Origin of the sequence: Aliamphritea ceti, assembly GCF_024347215.1 — a bacterium.
In the GTDB taxonomy this organism is placed as follows: domain Bacteria; phylum Pseudomonadota; class Gammaproteobacteria; order Pseudomonadales; family Balneatricaceae; genus Amphritea; species Amphritea ceti.
Genome location: NZ_AP025282.1, coordinates 4,791,437 through 4,816,319 on the forward strand (window position 1 = coordinate 4,791,437; position 24,883 = coordinate 4,816,319).

The 24,883-nt window shown below is 48.0% G+C and carries 24 protein-coding genes and 9 tRNA genes; 5 read left to right on the forward strand and 28 right to left on the reverse strand.

The genetic code is table 11. The features are described from left to right. Nucleotides 1–31: 31 nt before the first annotated feature. The 17 genes from rplA to OCU49_RS21795 form a co-directional block, all read right to left on the reverse strand. Nucleotides 32–727 carry a 50S ribosomal protein L1 gene (rplA, locus tag OCU49_RS21715; protein ID WP_261842615.1) on the reverse strand — a complete coding sequence of 232 codons (696 nt, stop codon included), beginning with the start codon at nucleotides 725–727 and terminating at the stop codon, nucleotides 32–34. Then, nucleotides 727–1,161: a 50S ribosomal protein L11 gene (gene rplK / locus OCU49_RS21720; RefSeq protein ID WP_261842616.1), complete on the reverse strand. Its 435-nt coding sequence runs from the start codon at nucleotides 1,159–1,161 to the stop codon at nucleotides 727–729. Before rplK ends, rplA begins: the two co-directional genes overlap by 1 nt. 106 nt (nucleotides 1,162–1,267) lie before the next feature. Further along, nucleotides 1,268–1,801 carry a transcription termination/antitermination protein NusG gene (gene nusG, locus OCU49_RS21725; RefSeq protein WP_205660176.1) on the reverse strand — a complete coding sequence of 178 codons (534 nt, stop codon included), beginning with the start codon at nucleotides 1,799–1,801 and terminating at the stop codon, nucleotides 1,268–1,270. A 13-nt stretch (nucleotides 1,802–1,814) separates the two neighbouring features. Then, nucleotides 1,815–2,183, reverse strand: coding sequence for a preprotein translocase subunit SecE (secE, locus tag OCU49_RS21730; RefSeq protein WP_261842617.1), 369 nt, complete (start codon nucleotides 2,181–2,183; stop codon nucleotides 1,815–1,817). 61 nt (nucleotides 2,184–2,244) lie between these two features. Further along, a tRNA-Trp gene (locus OCU49_RS21735) sits at nucleotides 2,245–2,320 on the reverse strand. A 73-nt stretch (nucleotides 2,321–2,393) separates the two neighbouring features. Next, nucleotides 2,394–3,617 carry an elongation factor Tu gene (tuf, locus tag OCU49_RS21740; RefSeq protein WP_261842608.1) on the reverse strand — a complete coding sequence of 408 codons (1,224 nt, stop codon included), beginning with the start codon at nucleotides 3,615–3,617 and terminating at the stop codon, nucleotides 2,394–2,396. A gap of 105 nt (nucleotides 3,618–3,722) precedes the next feature. Beyond that, nucleotides 3,723–3,797: transfer RNA gene (locus tag OCU49_RS21745), tRNA-Thr, on the reverse strand. A 10-nt stretch (nucleotides 3,798–3,807) separates the two neighbouring features. After that, nucleotides 3,808–3,881 (reverse strand) — tRNA-Gly (locus OCU49_RS21750). 25 nt (nucleotides 3,882–3,906) lie between these two features. Continuing rightward, a tRNA-Tyr gene (locus tag OCU49_RS21755) sits at nucleotides 3,907–3,990 on the reverse strand. Nucleotides 3,991–4,015: 25 nt separating this feature from the next. Then, a tRNA-Thr gene (locus tag OCU49_RS21760) sits at nucleotides 4,016–4,091 on the reverse strand. Nucleotides 4,092–4,115: 24 nt separating this feature from the next. Further along, the gene (locus OCU49_RS21765; RefSeq protein WP_261842618.1) at nucleotides 4,116–4,775 is read right to left on the reverse strand and encodes a hypothetical protein; all 660 of its coding nucleotides are present in this window, start codon (nucleotides 4,773–4,775) and stop codon (nucleotides 4,116–4,118) included. 1 nt (nucleotide 4,776) lies between these two features. Then, nucleotides 4,777–5,499 carry a type III pantothenate kinase gene (locus OCU49_RS21770; protein WP_261842619.1) on the reverse strand — a complete coding sequence of 241 codons (723 nt, stop codon included), beginning with the start codon at nucleotides 5,497–5,499 and terminating at the stop codon, nucleotides 4,777–4,779. After that, nucleotides 5,496–6,464, reverse strand: a complete 969-nt coding sequence (gene birA / locus OCU49_RS21775) for a bifunctional biotin--[acetyl-CoA-carboxylase] ligase/biotin operon repressor BirA (protein ID WP_261842620.1) — start codon at nucleotides 6,462–6,464, stop codon at nucleotides 5,496–5,498. The genes OCU49_RS21770 and birA overlap by 4 nt, the downstream gene beginning before the upstream one ends. Nucleotides 6,465–6,466: 2 nt before the next feature. After that, a complete protein-coding gene (locus tag OCU49_RS21780) occupies nucleotides 6,467–6,982 on the reverse strand; it encodes a dihydrofolate reductase (RefSeq protein WP_261842621.1) in 516 nt (171 codons plus the stop codon). A gap of 226 nt (nucleotides 6,983–7,208) precedes the next feature. Next, the gene (locus OCU49_RS21785) at nucleotides 7,209–8,042 is read right to left on the reverse strand and encodes a thymidylate synthase (protein ID WP_261842622.1); all 834 of its coding nucleotides are present in this window, start codon (nucleotides 8,040–8,042) and stop codon (nucleotides 7,209–7,211) included. A 33-nt stretch (nucleotides 8,043–8,075) separates the two neighbouring features. Continuing rightward, nucleotides 8,076–8,873: a prolipoprotein diacylglyceryl transferase gene (gene lgt / locus OCU49_RS21790; protein ID WP_261842623.1), complete on the reverse strand. Its 798-nt coding sequence runs from the start codon at nucleotides 8,871–8,873 to the stop codon at nucleotides 8,076–8,078. Nucleotides 8,874–9,043: 170 nt separating this feature from the next. Beyond that, nucleotides 9,044–9,838 (reverse strand): sulfite exporter TauE/SafE family protein, encoded by a 795-nt coding sequence (locus tag OCU49_RS21795; RefSeq protein WP_261842624.1) that lies wholly within the window; start codon nucleotides 9,836–9,838, stop codon nucleotides 9,044–9,046. A 48-nt stretch (nucleotides 9,839–9,886) separates the two neighbouring features. On the opposite strand from OCU49_RS21795, the gene OCU49_RS21800 reads away from it, so the two are divergent. Beyond that, nucleotides 9,887–10,699 (forward strand): NRDE family protein, encoded by an 813-nt coding sequence (locus OCU49_RS21800; protein ID WP_261842625.1) that lies wholly within the window; start codon nucleotides 9,887–9,889, stop codon nucleotides 10,697–10,699. 41 nt (nucleotides 10,700–10,740) lie between these two features. Here the strand turns inward: OCU49_RS21800 and ptsP are convergent, their stop codons facing one another. Together ptsP and OCU49_RS21810 are read right to left on the reverse strand one after the other, a co-directional pair. Next, nucleotides 10,741–13,023 carry a phosphoenolpyruvate--protein phosphotransferase gene (gene ptsP / locus OCU49_RS21805; protein ID WP_261842626.1) on the reverse strand — a complete coding sequence of 761 codons (2,283 nt, stop codon included), beginning with the start codon at nucleotides 13,021–13,023 and terminating at the stop codon, nucleotides 10,741–10,743. 135 nt (nucleotides 13,024–13,158) lie between these two features. After that, complete coding sequence (locus OCU49_RS21810) at nucleotides 13,159–13,653, reverse strand: RNA pyrophosphohydrolase (protein WP_261842627.1); 495 nt, start codon at nucleotides 13,651–13,653, stop codon at nucleotides 13,159–13,161. 184 nt (nucleotides 13,654–13,837) lie between these two features. Here OCU49_RS21810 and OCU49_RS21815 point away from each other — a divergent pair, with 184 nt between their 5' ends. Both OCU49_RS21815 and OCU49_RS21820 read left to right on the forward strand, forming a co-directional pair. Beyond that, nucleotides 13,838–14,491, forward strand: a complete 654-nt coding sequence (locus OCU49_RS21815; RefSeq protein ID WP_261842628.1) for a histidinol-phosphatase — start codon at nucleotides 13,838–13,840, stop codon at nucleotides 14,489–14,491. Nucleotides 14,492–14,516: 25 nt separating this feature from the next. Further along, nucleotides 14,517–15,266 (forward strand): SDR family oxidoreductase, encoded by a 750-nt coding sequence (locus OCU49_RS21820; RefSeq protein WP_261842629.1) that lies wholly within the window; start codon nucleotides 14,517–14,519, stop codon nucleotides 15,264–15,266. 483 nt (nucleotides 15,267–15,749) lie between these two features. Here the strand turns inward: OCU49_RS21820 and OCU49_RS21825 are convergent, their stop codons facing one another. Next, nucleotides 15,750–18,314 (reverse strand): FAD-dependent oxidoreductase, encoded by a 2,565-nt coding sequence (locus OCU49_RS21825; protein WP_261842630.1) that lies wholly within the window; start codon nucleotides 18,312–18,314, stop codon nucleotides 15,750–15,752. A gap of 243 nt (nucleotides 18,315–18,557) precedes the next feature. After that, nucleotides 18,558–19,910, reverse strand: coding sequence for an aminotransferase-like domain-containing protein (locus OCU49_RS21830; protein WP_261842631.1), 1,353 nt, complete (start codon nucleotides 19,908–19,910; stop codon nucleotides 18,558–18,560). Between the two features lie 144 nt (nucleotides 19,911–20,054). On the opposite strand from OCU49_RS21830, the gene OCU49_RS21835 reads away from it, so the two are divergent. Continuing rightward, nucleotides 20,055–20,672, forward strand: coding sequence for a DJ-1/PfpI family protein (locus OCU49_RS21835; protein WP_261842632.1), 618 nt, complete (start codon nucleotides 20,055–20,057; stop codon nucleotides 20,670–20,672). Between the two features lie 84 nt (nucleotides 20,673–20,756). On the opposite strand, the gene OCU49_RS21840 is transcribed toward OCU49_RS21835, so the two are convergent. From OCU49_RS21840 to OCU49_RS21855, 4 genes are all read right to left on the reverse strand, one after another. Beyond that, a tRNA-Thr gene (locus OCU49_RS21840) sits at nucleotides 20,757–20,832 on the reverse strand. A 430-nt stretch (nucleotides 20,833–21,262) separates the two neighbouring features. After that, nucleotides 21,263–21,451: a hypothetical protein gene (locus OCU49_RS21845; RefSeq protein WP_261842633.1), complete on the reverse strand. Its 189-nt coding sequence runs from the start codon at nucleotides 21,449–21,451 to the stop codon at nucleotides 21,263–21,265. A gap of 138 nt (nucleotides 21,452–21,589) precedes the next feature. Further along, nucleotides 21,590–22,954: a sensor histidine kinase gene (locus OCU49_RS21850; protein ID WP_261842634.1), complete on the reverse strand. Its 1,365-nt coding sequence runs from the start codon at nucleotides 22,952–22,954 to the stop codon at nucleotides 21,590–21,592. Next, entirely contained in the window at nucleotides 22,932–23,615 is a 684-nt protein-coding gene (locus tag OCU49_RS21855; RefSeq protein ID WP_261842635.1) for a response regulator, read from the reverse strand. Before OCU49_RS21855 ends, OCU49_RS21850 begins: the two co-directional genes overlap by 23 nt. Before the next feature lie 327 nt (nucleotides 23,616–23,942). Here OCU49_RS21855 and OCU49_RS21860 point away from each other — a divergent pair, with 327 nt between their 5' ends. Beyond that, nucleotides 23,943–24,359: a DUF5677 domain-containing protein gene (locus tag OCU49_RS21860; protein ID WP_261842636.1), complete on the forward strand. Its 417-nt coding sequence runs from the start codon at nucleotides 23,943–23,945 to the stop codon at nucleotides 24,357–24,359. Nucleotides 24,360–24,389: 30 nt separating this feature from the next. Here the strand turns inward: OCU49_RS21860 and OCU49_RS21865 are convergent. The 3 genes from OCU49_RS21865 to OCU49_RS21875 all read right to left on the reverse strand — a co-directional run bounded on the left by OCU49_RS21865 (nucleotide 24,390) and on the right by OCU49_RS21875 (nucleotide 24,795). Continuing rightward, nucleotides 24,390–24,466, reverse strand: a tRNA-Asp gene (locus OCU49_RS21865). Between the two features lie 43 nt (nucleotides 24,467–24,509). Next, nucleotides 24,510–24,585 (reverse strand) — tRNA-Thr (locus OCU49_RS21870). A 133-nt stretch (nucleotides 24,586–24,718) separates the two neighbouring features. Then, a tRNA-Arg gene (locus tag OCU49_RS21875) sits at nucleotides 24,719–24,795 on the reverse strand. Nucleotides 24,796–24,883 lie beyond the last annotated feature (88 nt).

The window sequence follows — 24,883 nt, forward strand, 5'->3', positions numbered from 1 at the left end:
AAATTACAGAGACCCTCAATTTTTTACTGGCTTACGATGACAGTGAAGACTGATCAATCGCCAGACCCGGTCCCATAGTAGTGGACAGGGTTACTTTCTTAACGTACACGCCTTTAGCAGTAGAAGGCTTCAGCTTTTTCAGCTCGGCCATCAGTGCTTCAAGGTTGCCTTTGATCGCAGCAGCGTCAAAATCAACCTTACCAACACCAGCGTGGATAATACCGTTCTTGTCAGTACGGAAACGCACCTGACCAGACTTAGCATTGTTAACTGCAGTTACAACGTCTGGAGTAACTGTGCCAACTTTAGGGTTAGGCATCAGACCACGTGGACCCAGAACCTGACCCAGTTGACCAACAACGCGCATTGCGTCAGGAGTAGCAATAACAACGTCAAAGTTCAGATCGCCGCCTTTAATCTGCTCTGCCAGGTCGTCAAAACCGACAACATCAGCACCGGCTTCTTTTGCTTTCTCAGCATTTTCACCCTGCGCGAACACAGCAACACGAACTTCTTTACCAGTACCGTTTGGCAGTACGCTAGAACCACGAACGTTTTGATCAGATTTACGTGGATCTACACCCAGGTTAACTGCAACGTCTACAGATTCTTTGAATTTAACAGCAGATACTTCAGTCAGTACTGCTACAGCTTCTTCAACTGTGTATTGCTTACCAGGTTGTACCTTCTCAGCAATCGCCTTCTGGCGCTTAGTCAGCTTAGCCATTATTCAACACCTTCTACGTTCAGACCCATACTACGTGCACTACCAGCGATAGTACGTACAGCTGCATCCATATCAGCAGCAGTCAAGTCAGCCATCTTAGTAGTCGCAATATCTTCCAGCTGTTCACGGCTAACCGTACCAACTTTCTCAGTATTAGGACGACCAGAACCGCTCTTCAGGCCAGCAGCCTTCTTCAGCAGAACAGACGCTGGAGGAGTCTTAGTGATAAAAGTAAAGCTACGGTCTGCATATACAGTAATGACAACCGGAGTTGGCATACCTTTTTCCAGGTTCGCAGTTTGAGCATTGAACGCTTTGCAGAATTCCATAATGTTTACACCGTGCTGACCCAAAGCCGGACCAACTGGTGGACTTGGGTTTGCAGCACCGGCAGCAACCTGTAGCTTGATGTAAGCTTCGATTTTCTTAGCCATGTTTAACTCCTAATGGGTACAAGCGCCTTTCAGCTCCCCGCTTTCAAATACGGAAAAACCCCAGCGCCCACAAAGGACCGCCGAGGTTATTACCACAAGTTTTTTATCAGGCTTTTTCGACCTGACCAAACTCCAACTCAACCGGAGTTGAGCGACCGAAGATCAGCACTGCAACCTGCAGGCGATTCTTCTCGTAATTCACTTCTTCGACAACGCCGTTAAAGTCTGCAAACGGACCATCAGTAACACGAACCATTTCACCTGGCTCGAATACAGTCTTAGGACGCGGCTTATCAGCACCACTCTCAACACGCTGTAAAATTGCATCCGCTTCACGCTCAGTGATCGGAGCAGGCTTATCCGCTGTACCGCCAATAAAGCCCATTACACGTGGAGTATCTTTAACCAGGTGCCAAGTCTCATCATCCATATCCATCTGGACTAATACATAGCCAGGATAGAATTTACGCTCAGACTTACGCTTCTTACCTTCTTTGATTTCGACAACTTCTTCAGTCGGAACCAAAATATCGCCGAAGCGATCTTCCATACCGGCGAGCTCAACGCGTTCCTTCAAAGAATTCATTACGCGTTTTTCGTAACCGGAATACGCATGTACAACATACCATCGCATAGCCATGCCTTTTTCCTCTTTAACCGATTACGCCGGATACAAGCCAGCTCAGCGAAGAATCAAGACCCCACAACAACAGACCCACGATCAGAACAACAACTGTTACGATCAGAGTAGTCTGTGCAGTTTCCTGACGACTCGGCCAAACGACCTTTCGAATTTCTGCTTTGGCTTCTTTAAACAACGTAAAGAACGCCACACCCTTCTCTGTCTGCAACGCAACAAAACCCGCCGCCAGAGCCAATACTATTAGCGCCAGAACACGGTATAGAAGAGACTCTTCAGAATAAACCGAATTACCAACCACACCTGCAACAACAAGTGCAGCTACTACAAGCCATTTAAGCCCGTCTAACTTTGAACCTTCGGAAGTCGCTTTAGAGTTCACGTTCAGCCTCGGTATCTGAAGAATTGCTTGATTTTATTGTGATGCCAACCCTGAAAAGGATTGGCAGGCCAGGAGGGACTCGAACCCCCAACCTGCGGTTTTGGAGACCGCTGCTCTGCCAATTGAGCCACTGGCCTACTGCAATAGGGAGGCAAATAGTACACGCCTCCCTCAGTAGTAGCAAGCCTTAACTTGCTAAAAACTCAAAGATTATTCAATAATCTTTGCAACAACGCCTGCACCAACTGTACGACCGCCTTCACGGATCGCAAAACGCAGACCTTCTTCCATCGCGATTGGGTTAATCAGGGTAACATCCATCTTGATGTTATCGCCTGGCATTACCATTTCAACGCCTTCTGGAAGCTCACAAGCACCGGTGATGTCAGTTGTACGGAAGTAGAACTGTGGACGGTAGCCTTTGAAGAATGGCGTGTGACGACCACCTTCATCTTTGCTCAGTACGTATACTTCACCTTCGAAACGAGTGTGAGGAGTGATAGTACCTTTCTTAGCCAGTACCTGACCACGTTCAACGTCGTCACGCTTAGTACCACGCAGCAGTACACCAACGTTCTCGCCTGCACGACCTTCGTCAAGCAGCTTACGGAACATCTCTACACCAGTACAAGTAGTTGTCTGTGTATCACGTACACCAACGATTTCTACTTCTTCACCAGTCTTAACGATGCCACGCTCAACACGACCTGTTACAACCGTACCACGACCTGAAATTGAGAATACATCTTCAATTGGCAGCAGGAATGGCTGATCGATTGCACGCTCTGGCTGAGGAATATAAGTATCCAGCGCTTCAACCAGGTTCTTAACAGCAGTTGTTCCCAACTCGTTATCGTCCTGACCGTTCAGAGCCATCAGTGCAGAACCTGCAATGATTGGAGTGTCATCACCTGGGAATTCGTACTGGTCCAGCAGCTCACGCAGCTCCATTTCAACCAGTTCCAGCATCTCAGCGTATTCTTCAGAGTCAACACCGCCGCAATCTTCAGCCAGCAGGTCAGCTTTGTTCAGGAATACTACGATGTATGGTACACCTACCTGACGAGACAGCAGGATGTGCTCACGAGTCTGTGGCATTGGGCCATCAGTCGCGCCACATACCAGAATCGCACCGTCCATCTGAGCCGCACCAGTGATCATGTTTTTAACATAATCGGCGTGACCCGGGCAGTCTACGTGCGCGTAGTGACGTTCGTTAGAATCGTATTCAACGTGAGAAGTCGCGATAGTAATACCACGCTCACGCTCTTCTGGTGCATTATCGATACCGTCAAATGCAACAGCCTCACCACCAAATACTTCTGCACATACGCGAGTCAGCGCTGCTGTCAGAGTTGTTTTACCGTGGTCAACGTGGCCAATTGTACCAACGTTAACGTGCGGCTTATTACGTTCAAATGCTTGCTTAGCCATGTCTCTTTATTCCCAGTAAAAGGTAATAATATCTTGTGAATTTCTACCACGTTGCCACATACAACAAAGGGTAGATATATCGCTATATCTACCCTCTGCAAATTCTGGAGCTCATGGGCGGAATTGAACCGCCGACCTCACCCTTACCAAGGGTGTGCTCTACCCCTGAGCTACATGAGCACAACATTAGTGGAGCGGGTAGCGGGAATCGAACCCGCCTCATCAGCTTGGAAGGCTGATGTAATACCACTATACCATACCCGCCCTTCAAGCCTATGTAGCCTAGTAATGGTGGTGGGAGGTGGATTCGAACCACCGAAGCTTGCGCGTCAGATTTACAGTCTGATCCCTTTGGCCACTCGGGAACCCCACCTTACCATACTTCGCCATTCTGAAAATGGTGCCGGCACCAAGAGTCGAACTCGGGACCTACTGATTACAAGTCAGTTGCTCTACCAACTGAGCTATACCGGCATCAGCAGCGAAGTGGCGCACATATTACTCACGAGACCGGGCGCTTGCAACCCCTTTACACAACTTTTTTTCAATTTTTAGCAACAAACCCATTTCTGCCGCTATCAGCTTGATTTTACTGGCTGTTTCTTCACCGCCAGGCAGCTCAACCCAAACCTCAAAACCACCGGTTTTACGCGCCAGCACCGACATCTCCGCAGCAACCCCGACAGGTAGCTCAGGCTCAAGCTGCGCCAACACTACCTGCGCTGTATTTAATTCAACAAACTGCGCAACCATCTGCTGGCTATATTGCCTTAACGTAAAACCTTTAGCCTGTAGCATTTCGATTTGCGGAACAACTAAAGGCAAGCTCACTGATATTTCATAACCCAGCACTTCATCTCTGCGCTGATCCTTTAATAACGCATTCAGATCAAAAACCTGTATAGCCTCCAGCAGCTGCTCTGCCTGCGCACTGGTATACAGACCGCTTACGACTCCGCAATACAACTCATTACGAACAGCAGTACGGTCCGCCTTTACGATATCTCGCCGTAACAGATCATCGGCATTCACTTCACTGAGAAGGCGGACATTGCCTTTATCTTCATCACGAGAAGTCACTGCCTCCGAATCTTGTTGCGAATACCACGCGAACACGATGACGTTCGCCAACAGTAACAATGAAACAATCCAGCGCATCCTAGCCCAACACCTTAGCTAATCCATCCATCACAAGATCCGGCTGATACTTACATATACCGCCCTGCTCTTTTATCAGTTCGGCAAACAACTCCCCGTCACCACCGGTAACATAGATAGGCAACGAAATCTCTCGGGCCAACTGATGCGCCAGCGCTCGAAACACCCAGTTTAAACCATGCTGAACAGCCGAACTGGTATCAACACCTGGTAAGTACTCAAAGTTATCCACCGAACGATCAACAACGATCTCCGCCGTATTGGACAACAAATTTCTGGCCATTAAAGGCAACCCCGGAACAATATAGCCTCCCAGATGCTGACCATCTTCAGATAGCTGCTCAACGGTAATAGCACTGCCACAATCTACTACCCAGCACGCAGCCTTCGCCTGACTATAAGCTGCGATCATCGCCAGCCACCTGTCGACTCCCATTCTGGATGGATCTTTATAACTGTTTATCACGCCGGCCGCAGCCGCACTGGTCAAAGCGAATTCAGCCGCTATTAGCAATTGCGACTGGCACCATGCTATAAGCTCAGCATTCACCTTTGCACCTGCCACAGAAGCGACACGCACACGCTGAACCTTTTCAGTTAATTCTGCACTCAGTAGACGTGGGTATTCTTCTACCAGGCAACGTCCGCGTTTCTGCTGACCTTCACTGCCTGCCAGGCGCCATTTAAAAAAGCTGTTACCTATATCTATATCCAGAACCGTCATGACGCCCTCAGACTAACCTCACCACCATGAAAGGCCTCAACTCCATTTACTGTCTCGAGCAACAATGCACCCGTATCGTTTACACCACGACACAACCCCTGAATATTATGCTGCGCGGTTTGCAATACAACCGACTCATCCTGAAAACTATTTGCCGCCTGCCACTCATCCCGCAAGCCACTAAAACCTTTTTCCACAAATTCTTCTAATGTCGGAATCAAAGCATTAATTAACGTTGCCAACACTCGAGTACGCGACGGAGCCTCACCCAGAATTTCAGTCAGATCCACCCAGGGCTGTTCAACTTCACGCATTTCCTGGCGGGGCATATTTACATTCATACCAATACCGACAACTACATTACATTCACCGGATGCATCACCAACCATCTCAAGTAACACACCTGCCAGCTTACGGTTACGCCACAATAAATCATTCGGCCACTTAACCGACACATCATTAACGCCCAACTTTCGCAAACCACGTAATAAAGCGACACCCACAACCAGACTCAAACCTTCCAGCGCTGCAACACCGCTACTAAATTGCCAGGTAAGAGAGAAATAAAGATTCGACGCAAAAGGACTGACCCACTGCCGCCCTCTGCGGCCGCGTCCAGCGGTTTGCTGCTCAGCCACATACAGACGAGAACAATTACCCGGCACAACAAGGCCCGTTAATGCTGCAGCGTTCGTCGATGGCATTGTGAATTCAATAGGCTGCAGCTCAACCTTATCCGCTATAGCCGGGCTAAAACCCTTAATCAGCTGCTCAGCACTGAGCAAATCCACTCCGCCCGGAATTCGGTAGCCACGTCCCTTAACACTGTAAACTTCCAGTCCAAGCTCCTGCACCAACTGCATCTGCTTCCATACAGCGCTACGACTGACACCCAACGCCTTGCCCAGATCCTGTCCGGAATGAAATTTTCCGTCCGCCAGCAACCCCAGAATCGCCGACAGCATATCTACGCAGCCTCGCTGATACGCTGCAATACAATAAAGCTATATGCGTAAGGATTAGTTTCATCTGGCTGATACGTCTCACGACCTGCTTCAGCCCACTCCCCCGGATGGAACTCAGGAAAGAACGCATCTCCTTCTACACTGGCATGCACCTGTGTCAGATAAAGTGTGTCAGCATCAGCCAACGCCTGATTATAAATTTCAGCGCCACCGATTATCATCGCCTCGTCACGCCCATCGACCAGGCAAATACTTTCTGCCAGCGCCCGGGCGTCCGCCAGACTGTGGACAACTTTTACGCCATCATGCTGGTACGAGGTATCCCGGGTAATAACTATATTGGTACGGCCTGGCAAAGGACGACCAATAGACTCGAACGTTTTCCGCCCCATGATAATAGGCTTACCCATAGTCACCTGCTTGAAATAACGCAAATCCTCTGGCAGATGCCAGGGCAGGTTGTTATTAATACCAATAACTCGGTTCTCGGCCTGAGCCACAATAATTGCAAGTTTCATGAATATCCTGTCCGGGTAAAGCAGCCAGTCAGAAGGCCCGACTGGCTATAAATTTGCTGTTTAATAATACGGCATGTTGCTCAAGTTCTTCAAAACAAAAAAGCAGTCACAAATGGATCTGCGACTGCTTTTAAATCACTTACGCCAGTTATCCACAAGACCAACCTAATGCCTTCTGCAGTGCTAACTCAACGCTTACGAAATTGTTATCTTTCAAACTGGTAATTTACACCGCGATCGGCGCACCTATATGCGCATCCGCTTCGTAACCTTCAATTTCAAAGTCATCGAATTCATAATCAAAAATTGAAGCTGGGCGACGCTTAATACGTAACTGAGGTAACTGCTTAGGAGTTCGCTGCAACTGTGTTTCCACCTGTTCGAAGTGATTAGCATAAATATGCGCATCACCCAAACTTAGGACGATATCACCTACTTCCAAGTCACACTGCTGTGCCAACATATGCGTCAACAACGCCAGAGAAGCCGTATTATAAGGATGCCCCAGAAACAAATCATTACTGCGGATATACAATGAAGCACTCAATTTGTTATCAGCCACATAAAACTGATAGAGCGCATGACAAGGTGGCAACGCCATCAAACCTTCGGCAGCATTTTCCTGGGGACTTTTCGACTCATCTGGCAACAACGCCACATTCCAACCATTAATGATATGACGACGAGAATTAGGGTTTTTCTTTAGCCCATCCACCAGCGCCTGTACCTGATCATAAAACTGACCATCAGCCCCTTTCCAATTACGCCACTGCGCACCATATACAGGCCCCAGCTCACCGCTCTCCAGCGCCCACTCATCCCAGATGCTGACGCCATTCTCTTTCAGATAACGCACATTCGTGTCGCCACGCAAAAACCACAGCAACTCTACAGCTATCGATTTAAAGTGCAGTTTCTTAGTTGTCAGCAACGGAAAACCTTCCGCCAGGTCATAACGAATCTGTCGCCCAAACACAGAGCGCGTGCCAGTACCGGTACGGTCACCCTTATCAGTACCTTTCTCCATCACATCAGCTAATAAATCTAAATAAGCCTGCATACCAACCGCCTCCAGTATTCTGAAGATAATGCCTTATACCCGGGCATCACCTGCGGCACGCTTCTGTGCCATCAACAAAAAGATCGTGCCAATAATAATCATCGGCAGTGATAACACCTGCCCCATCGTCAGCCAGTCCAGTGCAATAAAACCAATATGTCCGTCTGGCTCACGGAATAACTCAACGACAGAACGGAAAAGGCCGTACATCAACAGAAACAAACCGGATGCAGCCATCGGTGGTCGCGGTTTACGGGTATAAAACCAAAGCACCGCAAACATCACCAAACCTTCCAATACCATCTCATATAGCTGCGACGGATGTCGTGCCAACCGGTCACCAGCACCTGGAAAAATAACGCCCCAGGTCTGATCCGTTGCCCGCCCCCATAGTTCGCCGCCAATGAAATTACCTAAACGCCCTGCACCCAGCCCAATCGGAATCAAAGGTGCCACGAAATCAGCAATTTCAAAAAAGCCTTTTTCATACTTATACGCAAAAAAAGCAATCGCGGTAATAACGCCTAATAAGCCACCATGGAACGACATACCGCCTTCCCAGATCGCAAATAACCACAGAGGATCTTCAAGAAACTGCTGAAAATTATAAAACAGCACATAACCAAAACGCCCTCCCAGCACGACCCCCATAGCACCCCAAAAAATCAGGTCGGAGACTTGCTGAGCATTCCAACCAGAACCCGGCCGTGACGCGCGATAATTTCCCAGATACCAGGCAGAAGCAAAACCTATCAGGTACATCAGGCCATACCAATGAATCTGTAACGCACCAAAATCAACCGCAACTGGATTGATATCATGTACCCACATAAAATTCCTTAATCATTAAACTCAGTAACAGCCAGATGAAGACAAATAAAGCACCCACCCGTTCAATGGATGCTCATCTTAATATCAGAAGCAAGGAAGATACAGTGACTTATCAGATTATGCCTGCCGGAGCGATTTAGCAGACGCCATTATCGCTCCCGCAGTAAAGATCAAATATTTGAAAGGATAAACTTACCGGCAACCAGCAATAAAAAGACCGAAAATGCCCGGCGCAACATAGTCGGTGACATAGAATGCGCAAGCTTTGCACCGAACTTAGCAAACCCATAGCTGGTCAAACTTATACCCAGCAAAGCCGGTAAATAAATATACCCCAGACTCCACTCACCAAGATTCGAATTCCCCTGCCCCATCAGCGCATTAGTAACCGCTCCGGCCACAGCAATCGGAAAACCACAGGCAGCAGACGTTGCCACTGCTTCCTGCATGTTTACTTGCTTCCAGTTAAGATAGGGCACTGTTAGCGTACCGCCACCAATACCAAAAATCGCCGACACCCAGCCAATAAAACCACCAGACACAACTAAACCTGGCCGGGATGGTCTGCTACCGCCTTTTGGCACAACATCCAACCCCATCATTATCGCGACATACAGTGCAAACACCCCAATCGCCAGCTGAATAACCTTACCTTCAAGCTCTATGGCGGTCACTACCCCTAATGCCGAACCAAAAGCAACACCCAGCCCTATAAACCTGAATAACCGCCAACGTACTGCTCCACGCTTATGATGCGCAGAAATAGAACTGATAGACGTCACCACAATTGTTGCCAGAGACGTTGCAACCGCAACATGCGTCAGCACCTCAGGCGCCATCCCCTGCAACTGAAATGAGACTACCAGCACAGGCACAATAACAAGCCCGCCACCAACACCGAACAACCCTGCCAACACTCCAGCAAACGCACCCAGCACCAGGTACCCCAAGAACAGTAGCAACATCACTTTTTTCCCGATAAGGTTGACTGAATCCAACAGAGCGATGATCTCATGTGCCTTATTGTTTTCGCCTATAAACAACACCCGGAATACAACCTTATTCTGGTTGCCAACCGTGACGAACAATACGAACGACCCACGCAATCACTACATATCTGGGACTCTCCGACTGGCATCATTGCCGGTCGGGATTCTCTCCAGAGCGGTACCTGGTTAGGTATCGCTCATAACGGCCACTTCAGCGCCATTACTAACCACCGCAACGGTTTACACATCCGTTCGACCAGTCGCTCACGGGGCTTACTTACCACCGAGTTTTTAAACTCTTCCGTAAGCGCACAACATTATGCAGACGAAATAAGTCAAACAAGCGTTCCATACAATGGTTTCAACCTTATAGTAGCGGATTCATCTGGGCTGTACCACGCCTCAAACGTTACCAAAGAATATCAATATCTTAGATCAGGTATTTATGGCCTGAGCAATGCTCTGCTAGATACCGACTGGCCCAAAACCCGCCAACAAAAACAGCGTTTGAAAGACGCTCTGCAAGCACATAACCCTAACCCACAGACACTTATTGAGATGATGGCTGATCCACAGCGTTACCCTGACGAAACATTGCCAGACACTCATGTCGGCATAGAGATAGAAAGAGCACTTTCCAGCAGCTTTATACAGCTTGAAAGTTACGGAACCCGCGCCACTACAGTGGTCATGCAGGACTACCATGGAAGAACCCGAATTATCGAACAGAATTATACTGCTGCCGGTAAAGCAGAACTGATTGAATATGAATTACAGATTGAACCTTTCGGCGGTATCACAGGACAAACGGAACCGGCGACAGAAAGCGCCGGATAGAGCATCAGAAGCCTTTTGGAGAAGGCTCCTGCAAACAACACTCAGTCGGGAATCGTTGGCCGGGTAAACTGACCCAACCCCCACTTCTTCAGAGTGTCACGGATCAGCAAATGTATTTTATCTGCATCGTCCATCGACAAGATAGTCGACAACAAGCCACTGGTTTGCTCAATCGTCACATGCCGAATGGTATACTTCACACGCGGCAAATTAGTCGCGTTCATTGATAGTACGTCATAGCCCATAGCCATCAGCAGCACAGCACCACCAGGATCTGCGGCCATCTCACCACAGATACTCACAGGCACTTCTTCCTTGTGCGCTTCCTGTACGATGAACTGCAACGCACGCAACACAGCCGGGTGATAAGACATATACAGATTAGCTACCCGCGGATTATTACGGTCAACCGCCAGCAAATATTGCGTCAGATCGTTTGAGCCCACTGAAATAAAGTCTACCCTGCGAGCAATACGCCTCACCTGATACACAGCAGCTGGCACCTCCACCATCACCCCTATCTGCGGATCGGCAACCTTAAAGCCCTCTTCACGCAACTCATTGACCGCCTGACTAATCAGCGACTTAGCTTCATCTACCTCATGCACACTGGTAACCATAGGCAGCATAATACGCAGATTATCCAACCCTTCAGCGGCACGCAGCATGGCACGAATCTGAACCAGAAATATTTCCGGATGATCCAGTGTTATACGTATACCCCGCCAGCCAAGAAAAGGATTTTCCTCTTCAATGGGAAAGTAAGGTAAAGGCTTATCACCACCGACATCCAAAGTACGCATAGTGACCGGCCGTGGCGCAAAAGCCTCCAACTGGCGCCGATACGTATCAGTCTGATCCTGCTCACTGGGGAAAAACTCCCGAATCATGAACGGAATTTCAGTCCGGTACAGGCCAATCCCTTCAGCGCCACGATCCAGAGATCGTGCAACATCTGTAACCAGACCAGTATTCACCCATAAAGGCATCCGGTAACCGTCTTTAGTTTCGGCAGGTAGTTCCTTCAAACCTTCGAGACCAGCATCAACCTGACGTTCTTCGTCGATTATATCCTGATAGCATTTGAGCAGATCATCAGACGGATTAACAAATACCCGGCCGGAGAAACCATCCAGGATCAGCTCCCGTCCCTCAATCCGGGTGTAAGGCAGATCAACCGCCCCCATAACCGTCGGAATACCCATTGAACGCGCTAAAATAGCAGCATGAGAGTTACCAGAACCGTTAACAGAGAGTAAACCGACCAACTTATCAGTAGGCACCTCACCCAGCATTGCCGGCGTCAGCTCATCAGCAACAAGAATCGCGTTTTCCGGGAAATCAATTTCTGCAAGCGAAGGGGCTGACGACTGCAACCAGGTAAGAATCCGGCGACCCAGATCGCGAATATCACTGGCCCGCTCGCGCAAGTATGGATCTTCCATCAGCGAAAACTGACGAACATGCTCCTCAACGACTTCCCGTAATGCACCCTGCGCCCAGTTACCTTTTTCAATTTGCGTAACCACTTCTCCGGCCAGCGCATTGTCATCCAGCATACGCAGATAAACATCAAACAATTCTCGCTCTTCAGAGCGTAAACGTTTCGATAAACTGCGGGCAACCTTCTTAATATCCTTACGCACAGCCGCCAGTGCGCTCTGAAACTTTTCTTTTTCTACATCAATGTCTTTCGCTTTCCGGTCCGGCACACCGTTTAAGTCAGCCAGCGGCGTCATAACCACCGCCTGACCTATAGCAACACCTACACAACCGGAAACACCTTCAAACTTACGGTCGGTTTTACCTTTATTCTTTACATCATCCAGCTTGCCAATCGACCCTGTCGCTTCAGCATGTGCGATCACACCTGCCAGCTGAGCCGACATAGTGACCATAAAAGCTTCTTCAGTTTCATCAAAACGGCGAATGGCTTCCTGCTGAACAACCAATACACCCAGTAATTCACGGTGATGAATAATTGGCACGCCTAAAAATGCGTGGAATTTTTCTTCACCGGTTTCCTGAATATAGCTATAAGCACGGTGCTTAGATGCATCCTCAAGATTTATTGGTTCGGCACGCTCACCAACCAAACCGACAATACCTTCAGAACGGGAAAGACTGGCCTGCCCCACAGACTTCTTATTCAGTCCCTGAGTAGCCTTAAGAATAAAACGCTGAGTGCCGGGATCGAGCAAATAGATAGAGCAAACATCCGTACGCACTGCTCGCTGTACTCGACGAACGATAACCCTCAATACCGATTCCAAATCCGGTGCGGAGTTAACCTCTTGTACTATTTTACGCAGTGCTTCTAGCATGCTTTCGCTCTCCCAGGCGTTATTATCATTGAATGTATCTCAGATCAGACACATACAGTGCCTGCCTGACCGGCAGTTTATTAACCGGGTAACTATCTGCTTATGCAAACCCTCTTCTGAAATCTGCCTGAGCGATTAAAGCCAGCCGTCCAATACAAGACGGGTTAGCTTGGGTGACAATTCACGCATTGCTTTGCGATACACATCACGCTTAAACGCCACAACCTGGCCTAACGGATACCAGTAGCTTACCCAGCGCCAGCCATCAAACTCTGGCTTTGCAGTCTCATCGATACTGACAGCACTGTCTTCACTAAGCATCCGCAATAAAAACCATTTTTGCTTCTGGCCGACACACACCGGATGTGAGTGATGCCGAATCATTCTCTTGGGTAATCTATACCTTAGCCAACCACGGGTTACAGCAACAATCTCTACATCTTCCGGCGACAGTCCGATCTCTTCTTTAAGTTCACGGTACATCGCCTGCTCAGGAGTTTCTGAGCGATCAATCCCCCCCTGGGGGAACTGCCATGCGTCTTGTCCAATTCGTCTTGCCCAAAGTACCTGACCCATCGAGTTTGCCAGAATGATACCGACATTCGGTCTGAACCCGTCTGAATCAATCACGGTAATTCCTTATAAATCTTTTGCCCTATTGTTCCATAATTCCGCGCGCAGGCGCAAACCACAAAGCCACCAGCGACAAGGATCATTTGCGAGGATCGTGCCAAGTCACTATGCTAGCGCCTTTAGAACCTTTTTCAGCCGGCTGGTTCATTCATACTTGCCGTCATTTCAGGAGAGCAGCACCGTGGCACTGGCAATTTTTGACCTTGATAACACCCTACTGAACGGCGACAGCGATCATGCCTGGGGCGAGTTTCTATGCGAAAAAGGCATTGTTGATACGGAAGCTTACCGTCAGGCAAATGATTATTTTTATGAACAGTATGTTGCTGGCACACTGGATATTCATGAATTTCTGACTTTCGCACTCAAGCCCCTGGCGGAACTAGAGACAGAACAACTTCAGAACCTGCACCAACAGTTCATGGAAGAAAAAGTTACTGCGATGATGCTGCCAAAAGCTGCTGAGTTACTGCAAACACATAAAAACAACGGTGATTACACCCTGATTATTACCGCTACAAACCGTTTCGTAACCGGCCCGATTGCAGCCAAACTTGGCGTCAACGAAATCATCGCGACCGACCCTGAGATGATTGATGGCCGCTATACCGGCAAAATCGCTGGCACGCCCTGCTTTCAGGACGGCAAAGTCACCCGACTAAATACCTGGCTGGAAAACAATCCATACTCATTAGAAGGTAGCTACTTCTACAGCGATTCAAATAACGACTTGCCACTGCTAAAGCTGGTCGATCATCCGGTAGCAGTTGATGCCGATGAAACCTTGACTGCCACAGCCGAACAGAACAACTGGAAAATCATCAGCTTACGTTAAACCGCAACTGTAACAGGAGCGCCCCATGTCAGAAAATACTGTTTTGATTACCGGGGCGAGCCGCGGCATTGGTGCTGCAACAGCCCGCCTACTGGCCAGCCAGAATTACAATATTTGCCTGAACTACCACCAGCAACGCAATGCGGCAGTACAACTCAGCGAGGAACTGACCAAGGCCGGCTGTAAGACACTTATCCTCCAGGCAGATATAAGCCAGGAAGATCAGGTCACAGATATGTTTCGCAAAATAGATACCGCTTTTGGCTCGCTTACTCACCTGGTCAACAATGCGGGCATTCTCAAGCCTCAAATGCGCCTGCAAGACATGTCTGCTGAACGCATTAATCAAATCCTGACGGTAAACGTCACCGGATATTTCTTATGCTGCAGAGAAGCGATCAAACGCATGTCTACTGCAAACAGCGGCAAAGGTGGCGCAATTGTTAATGTTTCATCCGTAGCAGCCCGCACTGGTTCACCGGGTGAATATATTGATTATGCAGCTTCGAAAGGTGCTATCGACACCCTGACAACCGGACTGGCAACCGAAGTCGCCAGCGAAGGCATTCGGGTGAATGGCGTCCGTCCGGGATTCATATATACAGATATGCACACTGATGGCGGCGAACCGGGCCGGATTGAACGGCTCAGACCCGCCATTCCTATGCAACGTGGCGGACAGCCTGAAGAAGTTGCTGCTGCCATCGCCTGGCTACTATCCGATCAGGCCTCTTACACCACAGGCAGTTTTATTGACCTTGCCGGCGGAAAATAACATTCTGTTACTCACCCGGTTAACCACTCTTATACCAGAAACAAAAAAGCCGGCACCTTTCGACGCCGGCTTTTCATTTCATCATTACGATTAATAATACAGTTTACCGTTCTCTGGATCGTACCCTGAATCGAAAAAGGCGCCGTAACCTACAGCATCAACAGTTACTCTGAAGTTGTCACCGCCAGATATAAGCTCGGTTTCCGAATTCTTCGCAAAAAACAAAAGCAACGCATGCAAAAAAGCCGGCATCTTTCGACGCCGGCTTTTCATTTCAGCAATACGATTAAGAACGTGGCTTACCGTTCTCTGGATCGTACCCTGAATCGTAAAAGGCACCGTAACCTACAGCTTCAACAGTCACTGTGTAGTTGCCACCGCCAGATATATGCTCGATTTCCTAATTCTTCGCAAAAAAACAAAAGCAGCGCATACAAAAAAGCCGGCGTCTTTCGACGCCGGCTTTTCATTTCAGCAATACGATTAAGAGCGTGGCTTACCGTTCTCTGGATCGTACAGTGCGCCGTAACCTACAGCTTCAACAGTTACTGTGTAGTTGTCACCGAAGTATTCAATTTCCAACTCACGGCCTTTCTGACAGTACTCGTAAGGCAGATAACCCAGTGCAATGTTCTTACCAATGCTTGGACCGTAAACGATACTGGTAGTGTAAGAACGACGACCTTCAGAGTCGATCAGCGCTTCACCGGTAGCCGGATCAAGAATTGGGCAGTTACCAACTGGGTAACGGGCAACACCAGCAGAGTCTACGTTGTCGTTCATTGTCAGAGTACACAGGTACGCTGGCTGGTGCTCACGCTCACGGTGAGCCAACAGAGCATCCTTACCGAAGAATTCAGCAGCCTTAACTTTAGGACGCGCCAAATCAACTTCCAGCAGGTTGTATTCTGTCAGGATATCAGCGTTCTGCAGACGTAAGCTCTTCTCCAGACGACGGCTGTTTGCGTAAGTTTCGATACCTACAGGTGTTACACCCTGTGCGTATACCGCATCCCACAACGCCAGACCATCTTCCATCTTGAAGTGGATTTCCCAACCTTGCTCACCTACGTAAGAAATACGGAAGAAAGTGTAGTCAACGCCACCGATCTTGATGTCTTTAACCGCTGCGAACGGGTAGTTTTCCAGGCTGATAGACGCTGGATCATCAACAACTTTTTCCAGAACTGTACGAGCGTTAGGACCCCATACACCCAGACAGCCGTAGTTTGCAGTCTCGTTGGTCACTTCAGCATTAAAGCCCATATCCTGAGCCATACGCTTCAGCCATACCAGGTCACGGTGACCAGCATCACCACCATCGATTACACGATAGTGCTGCTCGCCCAGACGCAGTACTGTTAAGTCGGCACGTACGCCACCTACAGCATCCAGGAAGTGTGTGTATACACCCTTACCGATTGGCGTATCAGCACCAACTTTAGCAACACAAGTGTATTCCATCAGCTTCTCAGCATCAGGACCGGTAACATCAATGATCGCGAAGTGAGACAGGTTAACCATGCCTACATCTTCAGACATCTTCAGATGCTCAGCGTTAGATACACGGAAGAAGTGACGGCTATCCCATTCAGCTTCACGAACAGGAATACGGTCGCCGTACTCTTCTAACAGATGTTCGTTGCTCGCGTAACCGTGAGCACGTTCCCAACCAACGATTTCCATGAAGTAACCGCCTAGCTCGTTTTCACGCTCCCAGAATGGGCTGCGGAACTTACCACGGGCAGCAGTGTATGGCTCACGGTTATGAACAGGTGGGTTATAAATCTTGAAAGCAGACTCGTAGCAACGGTCGTGAATGTACTGTTCTTCACACTGGAACGGGTACGCACGAGCAACATCAATGCTGCTGTGGTCAAATTCAGTACGGCCATCAGTCATCCAGTCAGCGATAACTTTACCAGTACCCGGGCCGTCTTTAACCCATACGGAAACACCGTACCACAGGCCACGAACATTCGAAGATTCACCAATCGAAGGACCGCCATCTGCAGTTACCTGCAGTAGACCATTGAAAGAGTATTTCTCGTCGTAACCCAGCTCAGCCAGGATAGGCGTCAGTTCCATCGCCTTTTCAAGTGGCTCAATAACTTCTTCCAGCTCCAGATCACGCTGTGAAGGAGACAGACGCGCTTCTTCTTTTTCAAGAATGTCACGTGGGTGACACATGCGTGGCTCTTTCTCTTCGTAGTAACCCCACTCTAACTGACCGCCTTCGGCGCTCTTCGGGTCACCAGTATCACGCAGGTAAGCAGAGTTACCCTGGTCACGCAGCAATGGGTAACCAATTTCTTTACCGGTATTTTCAAACTCGTTAAACGGTTTGAAGAATGTCAGTGGGTGATCAACAGGCATAACTGGCAGATCTTCGCCCGCCATTTCTGCGATCAGTCGGCCCCAAAGACCAGCACATACAACCACGTGCTCAGCTTCGATGTAACCGCGCTCGGTTTCTACACCTTTAATGCGGCCATCTTCAATTTTCAGACCCGTGCATGAAGTGTTTGCAAACGTCGTCAGCTTGCCTGTTTTTTCAGCAGCTTCTACCAGTTCACCGGCAACTGTCTGAGAACGTGGCACAACCAGACCTGCATCCGGATCCCACAACGCACCCTGGATAACATCTTCTTCCAACAGCGGGAATTTTTCTTTAGCTTCAGCAGTGCTCATCATACGAACATTGTTACCGAAAGCTTTACCGGAAGTTACACGGCGCTTCAGCTCATCCATACGCTCAGTATCGCCATTACGCGCAACTTCGATACCACCGATACGCTCATAACGACCCATCGCTTCATAGAAGTCGATTGAGTACTTAGTAGTGAACATCGTCATCTGATCGTGAGCTGTATTGAAACAGAAGTCAGATGCGTGCGCAGTAGAACCGATGTCTGTTGGGATTGCAGACTTATCGATACCAACGATATCGTCCCAGCCACGTTCGATCAGGTGGTGGACGACTGACGCGCCAACAATACCGCCCTGGCCGATAATAACGACCTTGGCTTTACTCGGAAATTTAGACATTTAGATTACGCCTCCAAGCTGTCAGGTTATCGAACAGCAAGACTAATAATTGTTATGGGATACCTCAGTAGGTATTCACCATACTGATTAAGGCAAATGTTAAGTTATAGCGCTGCCAACAACTTATCCATTCACGCCATCCTTTTACGTCAACATGTCGGACTCGGACTATGGGGCTGTTATTTATGTGTTTAATATCGTATACGGCCAGCAACTTGATCAAAATCACCGAATCACGACGCATCAGTACATATATGGACTAATCACATCCCGCACCTTTTTGAGTGCCATTGGTAACACATCTAAATCAACTGACCCTAATGCTAAACGCAGTGCATGAGGCACATAATCAGTCGTTGCAAAAGGCTCAGCTGTCGATACTGAAATATTTGCCCGTAACAACTCCATCACAATCTGATCTGCCCGAGCCTCTTCCGGCAAAGGTAGCCAGATAAAATAAGCTGCCGGATGACTGATATATTCAAACTCATGCAGTATATCTTTCGCCAGACACTGCCTGGCCTTTGCATCCTCGCGTTTTTCCGCCTCTAGCCGGGTAACCGTACCGTCTTCAATCCAACGGCAAGCCAGCTTGGTCATTAGGCCCGGAGTATTCCAGGTAGTCGCCCGTATCGTTCGCTCTATACGGGGTACATAACTGACCGGTGCAGCCACAAACCCTACTCTCAAGCCTGTAGCAACACTTTTAGATAACCCGGAAACATATACGGTTCGCTCAGGCGCGATTGCAGCTACCGGCAAAGGTGCATTCTCCGCATGAAATGCATAAGCAGCATCCTCAATAATAAGTAAGTCATATTGTCTGGCTATATTTACAAGCCTCTCTCGTTGCTGCGCGCTCAGAACCCAGCCCATAGGGTTATGTAGCGTAGGCATCGTATAAACAGCGCGAATCTTGCGTCGCTGACACAGTAACTCCAGCGCATCCAGATCAGGACCACCAAGCCCCCCCTCGCCTTCAGATAAAAAAGGCAGCGGCGCCAACTCCAAACGATGCACTTCAGATAACACTTTAAAACCCGGGTATATCAGCGCATCAGCAGCAACCACATCGCCAGGCCTGAGTAACGCCATCACCGTTGTTGCCAGCCCATGCTGCGCACCACTGACTATCAGTACTTGCTCAGAACTCACATCAAGACCGCGGTCTATAAGATGTTCCGCAACTATTGCTCGCTCATGTTTTCGGCCCGCATGAGGCTGATAATGCAGCAATGCTTCCAGATCTCCGGAGGCTCCTAGCTCACGCAGTGCCTCACGAAGTATTTTCGTCTGACTGGGTAAAGAGGGCGAATTAAAGTTTAAATCCAGAAGCCCGTCAGTTTTTGACGGCTGATCTATACCGTGGCTTGCCGGCAAGGCTGTTTCCCTGACAAAGGTACCTCGCCCTGTCTCACCACTCACAAGCCCCATTGACTCAAGCTCCGCATACACTCGCGATGCGGTTACCAGCGCAATACCATTTTCTCTGGCCAGATTTCTGTGTGTCGGCAACCGGGAACCGGGGGTCAGGCGTCCATCCCGAATATCGGCAGCAAGAACATCCACAATCTGCTTATAGCGCGAAACTGGCATCTGAAATGTATCCATGACAATAATTTTATTGTCATGATATTAGTTAATAGAATGTCTCTTCACAAGCTGCTGAATAACGGGAAAGACATCCGTTGCTCTGCCTCTGACAGACTAACAATCATAAAAATCTGAAGGACAACACACATGCATATTTCCATCTTAAGCTTCGATGCATTTAACGAACTGGATTCACTGATTGCGCTGGGTATTTTAAACCGGATTCAAAACAAGGGCTGGCGAGTTACCATCGCCAGCCCAACTCCACAGGTGAAGTCAATGAATGGTGTCATCATGCAGCGCCACGTTTCCCTCAGCGAAGCCAGTAACGCTGATGCTGTAATTGTTGGCAGTGGTATGAAAACCCGCGACATCATTCAGGACAAAGACATCATGTCACAACTGAAGCTCGACCCGTCACGTCAGTTAATCGGCGCGCAGTGCTCAGGAGCTTTAATACTTGCCAAGCTAGGCCTGCTTAACGAAGTACCTGCCTGTACTGACCTGACTACCAAACCCTGGGTACAGGAAGCAGGTGTAGAAGTACTCAATCAGGCTTTTTATGCAAAAAACAATATAGCGACTGCCGGTGGTTGTCTGGCGTCTCAATATCTCGCCATCTGGCTTATTGCACGCCTGGAAGGCATTGACGCTGCTAAAGACGCCATGCACTACGTTGCTCCTGTCGGCGAAAAAGACGAATACGTACAACGGGCCATTAATAATATTGCTGAATACTTACCGGATGACTTTGTCGTGTGTTGAGCACTAAATACATGAATAACGCAGATATTAGATAGCAAAGCTGATACAGCATGCAAAAAAAAGGGAGTATAAATAAAGAGGAAGTGGTGCCGGCACCAAGAGTCGAACTCGGGACCTACTGATTACAAGTCAGTTGCTCTACCAGCTGAGCTATACCGGCTAAATTCACAGAAACGTAAATTTAATGTGCGCGCCTGAGAAGCTAAAAACACATCTCAAACGGCATGGAACGGCGCGTAATATAAGGGTTTCGGCAACACGGATCAAGTAGCTTTTTAAAACATTATTAAAAAATAATTATTTTAAAAAAATTCAGCACTAAACAGCACCGTTACAATGATCTAAAAAAGACTGGTTAGAAGAAGTACTTCACCAGACTGCGAAGCTATTGGCAGACATAATTTAGCCTGAATAAAACAATTGATGACACTGCTCTAACCAGGCTCTGAAATTGAAGCTTACCGTTATCGATACAAAGTACTAACAAACCTTTTCGGCGCTAAAGGGGTGAAGCTCCACAAGGTTTGTTATCACAAAAATTTGCTGATGTATTATTCAGACTCAGGCGTTGAAACCCTCAGCACAGCCGTTTAATTCTGATAACCCACAATCGAATCGCGGGAGCGACGTGTCTTCCAGGCAACCACTAAGGAAACTGCCACAATACTCGCGAACGCCGCGCCGATGACAGCCAAACCTAAAGTAGCAAAACCAACCAACGCCAGACTACCAATAATCAGTGAAGCGATCATAAGCAGAATCTTATTTACAGTTTTCATACAGGTCTCCAGTTTCCAATGAACTCGTCAGGTCGATCCCTTTCGATGTACACAGTATGTAATTTCAAACTGGAGCTTACCTGCCATTAAGTTTACATATTTGTAAACTTTGCTCTTCCTGCTAGTAAGCCTTGATACTTACAAACGCTCAGCAACCGGAAACGCCAGCTGAACTTTCAATCCATGAGAACTCTTATTACCTGTCGTATCAGCCAATACTAACTTAGCCTGATGTAACTGAGCGATTGTATTCACCAACGATAGCCCAAGCCCGCTGCCTGATGTACTACGGCTCTTTTCAAGACGATACATAGGTTCAAGCACTCTCAGACGCTCACTTTCTGGTACTCCAGGACCATTATCCTCAATTGTTAAAGAGCGTTCGTGACAGGACAACCAGATAACACTCCCCTCAGGAGTATGACGAATTGCGTTTTCAATCAGATTGGCCAGCAACTGAATCAGTAACTCCCGTGAGCACATAACATCAGTTTGTCCCTTAATATCCAGCCGCAACTTACGCCCTGAATCTTCAACAACCGGGCTATAAATATCAGCCGTTTCCAGCACAATTTCATTCAGTGCTAATGGCTGAAAACTTGCCCTATATTCACCGGAATTAAGATAGGCAATGCGCAAAATAGCTTCAAAGGTAGCTATCATTTTATCTATCTGCTCTAGCGCTGCTTCCAGTGTGACGGCATTTTCTTCCGCTTCAGGACTGAGCAAAGCTGATTCAATTCTGGCTCTGAGACGTGCCATAGGCGTTTTCAGATCATGCGCAATATTCGCGGATAAATCCTGCGTCTGCTTAACCAGGCTTTCCAACCGAACGGTTGTTAAATCAATGCGCTGAGCCACCAGGTCTAAATCATCACGGGCCTTATTCAGATTAATCCGGGCGGACAAATCACCCGCAGCAATAGTATCCAAAGTCTTACTGATACGGTTATACCGCTGCTGGTTATACAAACCTATCAACAGGCCCGCCATTAGTGTTACCAGACTAACAATAATGCTGACCACTAAATAAGACTGACCGATACGCTCCAGAACGTCGTAACGATGATCCAGATTAATGGCAATCACCAACTGCCCACCTGCTGCAGGCGCATTATAAATACGCCAGCGACTTTTCTCATGGGAGTGAACAATATCTAACTCGACATTCGAAAGCCCTGCTTTACGATATAATTTGTCGGATTGATAACCGTAAGTTTTTTTGCCTGCATCAATAAAACTGGCAAAAATAACAGAGCTATTAGGCAATAGTCCTACCGCCGCTTGTTGTTCCTGTAACTGCCGGGCAAGCGTTTCGTGCCGTAGCTTAAGCTCATCATTGATACCACTGTCCAGCTCACGACTTATCCATTGCGCGCTGAACCAGCCCGCTGTCATCAATACTGTTAGGAACAACAGAGTCAAAAAGACAGCCTGACGTAAAGCCGTCATTTTTTTCAGACGGCGGAAGCTATTCAGGCTAACTGACTTGATCGATAACATAGCCCGCTCCCCGCACTGTTCGGATCAGCGTGTCATTAAAAGGCTTATCTACTTTGCCCCGCAGCCGGCTGATATGGGTTTCCACTACGCTTGTGGTTGGATCAAACCTCAAATCCCAGACCTTTTCCAGCAACATTGCTTTTGTCTGAATGCGCCCCGGGTTACGTAACAATATTTCCAGCAACAGAAACTCTTTTGTATTCAGTTCTATACTTTTACCTTGCCGAACACACTGACGCTTCAGCAAATCCAACTCTAAATCTCCCGCCACCAGCACCTGACTACTTTCTTGCGGGGTTCCCAGAGACCGACGACCCAAAGCATTAATCCGCGCCAGCAACTCAGTAAAAGCAAAAGGCTTAGCCAGGTAGTCATCACTACCTGCATCCAACCCCTGAACCCGACATTCAACATCACCCAGTGCAGAAAGAATTAATACCGGAACGTTATTCTTTGCAGCACGCATGGCTTTAAGAACCGATAAGCCATCCAGCCCCGGTGTCATCCTGTCGAGCAAAACAACGTCATATTCCTGGGTAGTGGCTGCGGCCAGCGCATGGCGCCCGTCTTCCAACCAGTCCACCACATGCCCGGCATCGGTGAGTCCTGTTTGAATCCAGTTACCCAGCTCTGAATCATCTTCAAGTACGAGAATACGCATGCATTCGCCCATATCTGCTAATTAGTCTGTTTCTGCTTAATACGAGCAGGCCTGAATTTATATTGCAGCGATGGTAGTTTTATACCGCTTCTAAAGTCAAAATCTTCATGATAAACACGGCTACTGAAAGCATTTTCCTGCCACAGCTATACCAGCATTTTTTTCAATGCTTGCAGGCCACACACATATAATTCTGTATCCGGCACAACTCAGGCATATCATTTAATTGTTCAGCACGCAGACGCTTATATGCTGTAAAGACATGTAACTTAAACTGCAACAAACTCACTTCATACGCCTCAAATTCACGTAAAACAGAATTATCATTTGCCGAACCACAGCAATACAACATATATATCAGCAGCTGAATCCGCCGTCATAACAAGAGCTAAGACAGCTTCGCAAAAAAACGGATACTCTGAGCTAAGCATTCTTACAACCGCTCGTAAAGCTGGTATGGAGGACTACTACAATGCCCTTTACGTAATGGGAAGTACCGCCATTCATTCTGGATTACTTTCTATCGAAGAGCATTTAGTAACTGACGCTAACAATGTCGTTAAAAAACTAGTCAATGAGCCATTTCATGAGAACTACGAAGTCACAGTATTATCAGCAAGTGACCTTATGATGAATGCGATTTTTGCTATAGATACGATCTACAACCGTACGGAAAACAAAGAGGCTGGAGAACTTGGAAAAAGGCTTCAATTGGCACTATCCCATGAAGCTGAATGCTCATAAATCAAAACGAAGGAAACAAAAGAAGATAAGTGGCGGAACGGACGGGACTCGAACCCGCGACCCCCTGCGTGACAGGCAGGTATTCTAACCAACTGAACTACCGCTCCGCAGCGGATGTCTTCAAAGAAGACTTTCTAAGAAAACAAGAAGTGGTGCCGGCACCAAGAGTCGAACTCGGGACCTACTGATTACAAGTCAGTTGCTCTACCAGCTGAGCTATACCGGCGATGTGACCATAAAGTGACCATTCGATCCTAAGCCACTTTCGATTGGCACTTTCGCGCCCGTAGCTATGTTGGATTGAGTAGCATGTTCCGAAGAAAAACATGCACTAAGCCAGAATACGTTGTAACAATAATTGGCGCGCCCGGAGGGATTCGAACCCCCGACCAATAGGATCGGAACCTACTACTCTATCCAGCTGAGCTACGGGCGCATCAATGCGGCTTTCGACGCGGGCTGTATATTACCTACGAAGCCCTTAAGTGTCTATATGCTAAGGCACCATAAATTATAAATCACGT

Excerpts from the sequence above, each read along its gene's own strand:
- tuf (WP_261842608.1), bottom strand. The coding sequence starts at position 3,617 with ATGGCTAAGCAAGCATTTGAACGTAATAAGCCGCACGTTAACGTTGGT.
- OCU49_RS21765 (WP_261842618.1), bottom strand. The coding sequence starts at position 4,775 with ATGCGCTGGATTGTTTCATTGTTACTGTTGGCGAACGTCATCGTGTTC.
- OCU49_RS21850 (WP_261842634.1), bottom strand. The coding sequence starts at position 22,954 with ATGTTATCGATCAAGTCAGTTAGCCTGAATAGCTTCCGCCGTCTGAAA.
- rplA (WP_261842615.1), bottom strand. The coding sequence starts at position 727 with ATGGCTAAGCTGACTAAGCGCCAGAAGGCGATTGCTGAGAAGGTACAA.
- rplK (WP_261842616.1), bottom strand. The coding sequence starts at position 1,161 with ATGGCTAAGAAAATCGAAGCTTACATCAAGCTACAGGTTGCTGCCGGT.
- OCU49_RS21785 (WP_261842622.1), bottom strand. The coding sequence starts at position 8,042 with ATGCAGGCTTATTTAGATTTATTAGCTGATGTGATGGAGAAAGGTACT.
- lgt (WP_261842623.1), bottom strand. The coding sequence starts at position 8,873 with ATGTGGGTACATGATATCAATCCAGTTGCGGTTGATTTTGGTGCGTTA.
- nusG (WP_205660176.1), bottom strand. The coding sequence starts at position 1,801 with ATGGCTATGCGATGGTATGTTGTACATGCGTATTCCGGTTACGAAAAA.
- OCU49_RS21800 (WP_261842625.1), top strand. The coding sequence starts at position 9,887 with ATGTGCCTTATTGTTTTCGCCTATAAACAACACCCGGAATACAACCTT.
- OCU49_RS21855 (WP_261842635.1), bottom strand. The coding sequence starts at position 23,615 with ATGCGTATTCTCGTACTTGAAGATGATTCAGAGCTGGGTAACTGGATT.
- OCU49_RS21780 (WP_261842621.1), bottom strand. The coding sequence starts at position 6,982 with ATGAAACTTGCAATTATTGTGGCTCAGGCCGAGAACCGAGTTATTGGT.
- OCU49_RS21795 (WP_261842624.1), bottom strand. The coding sequence starts at position 9,838 with ATGTTGCTACTGTTCTTGGGGTACCTGGTGCTGGGTGCGTTTGCTGGA.
- OCU49_RS21845 (WP_261842633.1), bottom strand. The coding sequence starts at position 21,451 with ATGAAAACTGTAAATAAGATTCTGCTTATGATCGCTTCACTGATTATT.
- OCU49_RS21830 (WP_261842631.1), bottom strand. The coding sequence starts at position 19,910 with ATGCCAGTTTCGCGCTATAAGCAGATTGTGGATGTTCTTGCTGCCGAT.
- OCU49_RS21825 (WP_261842630.1), bottom strand. The coding sequence starts at position 18,314 with ATGTCTAAATTTCCGAGTAAAGCCAAGGTCGTTATTATCGGCCAGGGC.
- ptsP (WP_261842626.1), bottom strand. The coding sequence starts at position 13,023 with ATGCTAGAAGCACTGCGTAAAATAGTACAAGAGGTTAACTCCGCACCG.
- birA (WP_261842620.1), bottom strand. The coding sequence starts at position 6,464 with ATGCTGTCGGCGATTCTGGGGTTGCTGGCGGACGGAAAATTTCATTCC.
- OCU49_RS21770 (WP_261842619.1), bottom strand. The coding sequence starts at position 5,499 with ATGACGGTTCTGGATATAGATATAGGTAACAGCTTTTTTAAATGGCGC.
- OCU49_RS21820 (WP_261842629.1), top strand. The coding sequence starts at position 14,517 with ATGTCAGAAAATACTGTTTTGATTACCGGGGCGAGCCGCGGCATTGGT.
- OCU49_RS21835 (WP_261842632.1), top strand. The coding sequence starts at position 20,055 with ATGCATATTTCCATCTTAAGCTTCGATGCATTTAACGAACTGGATTCA.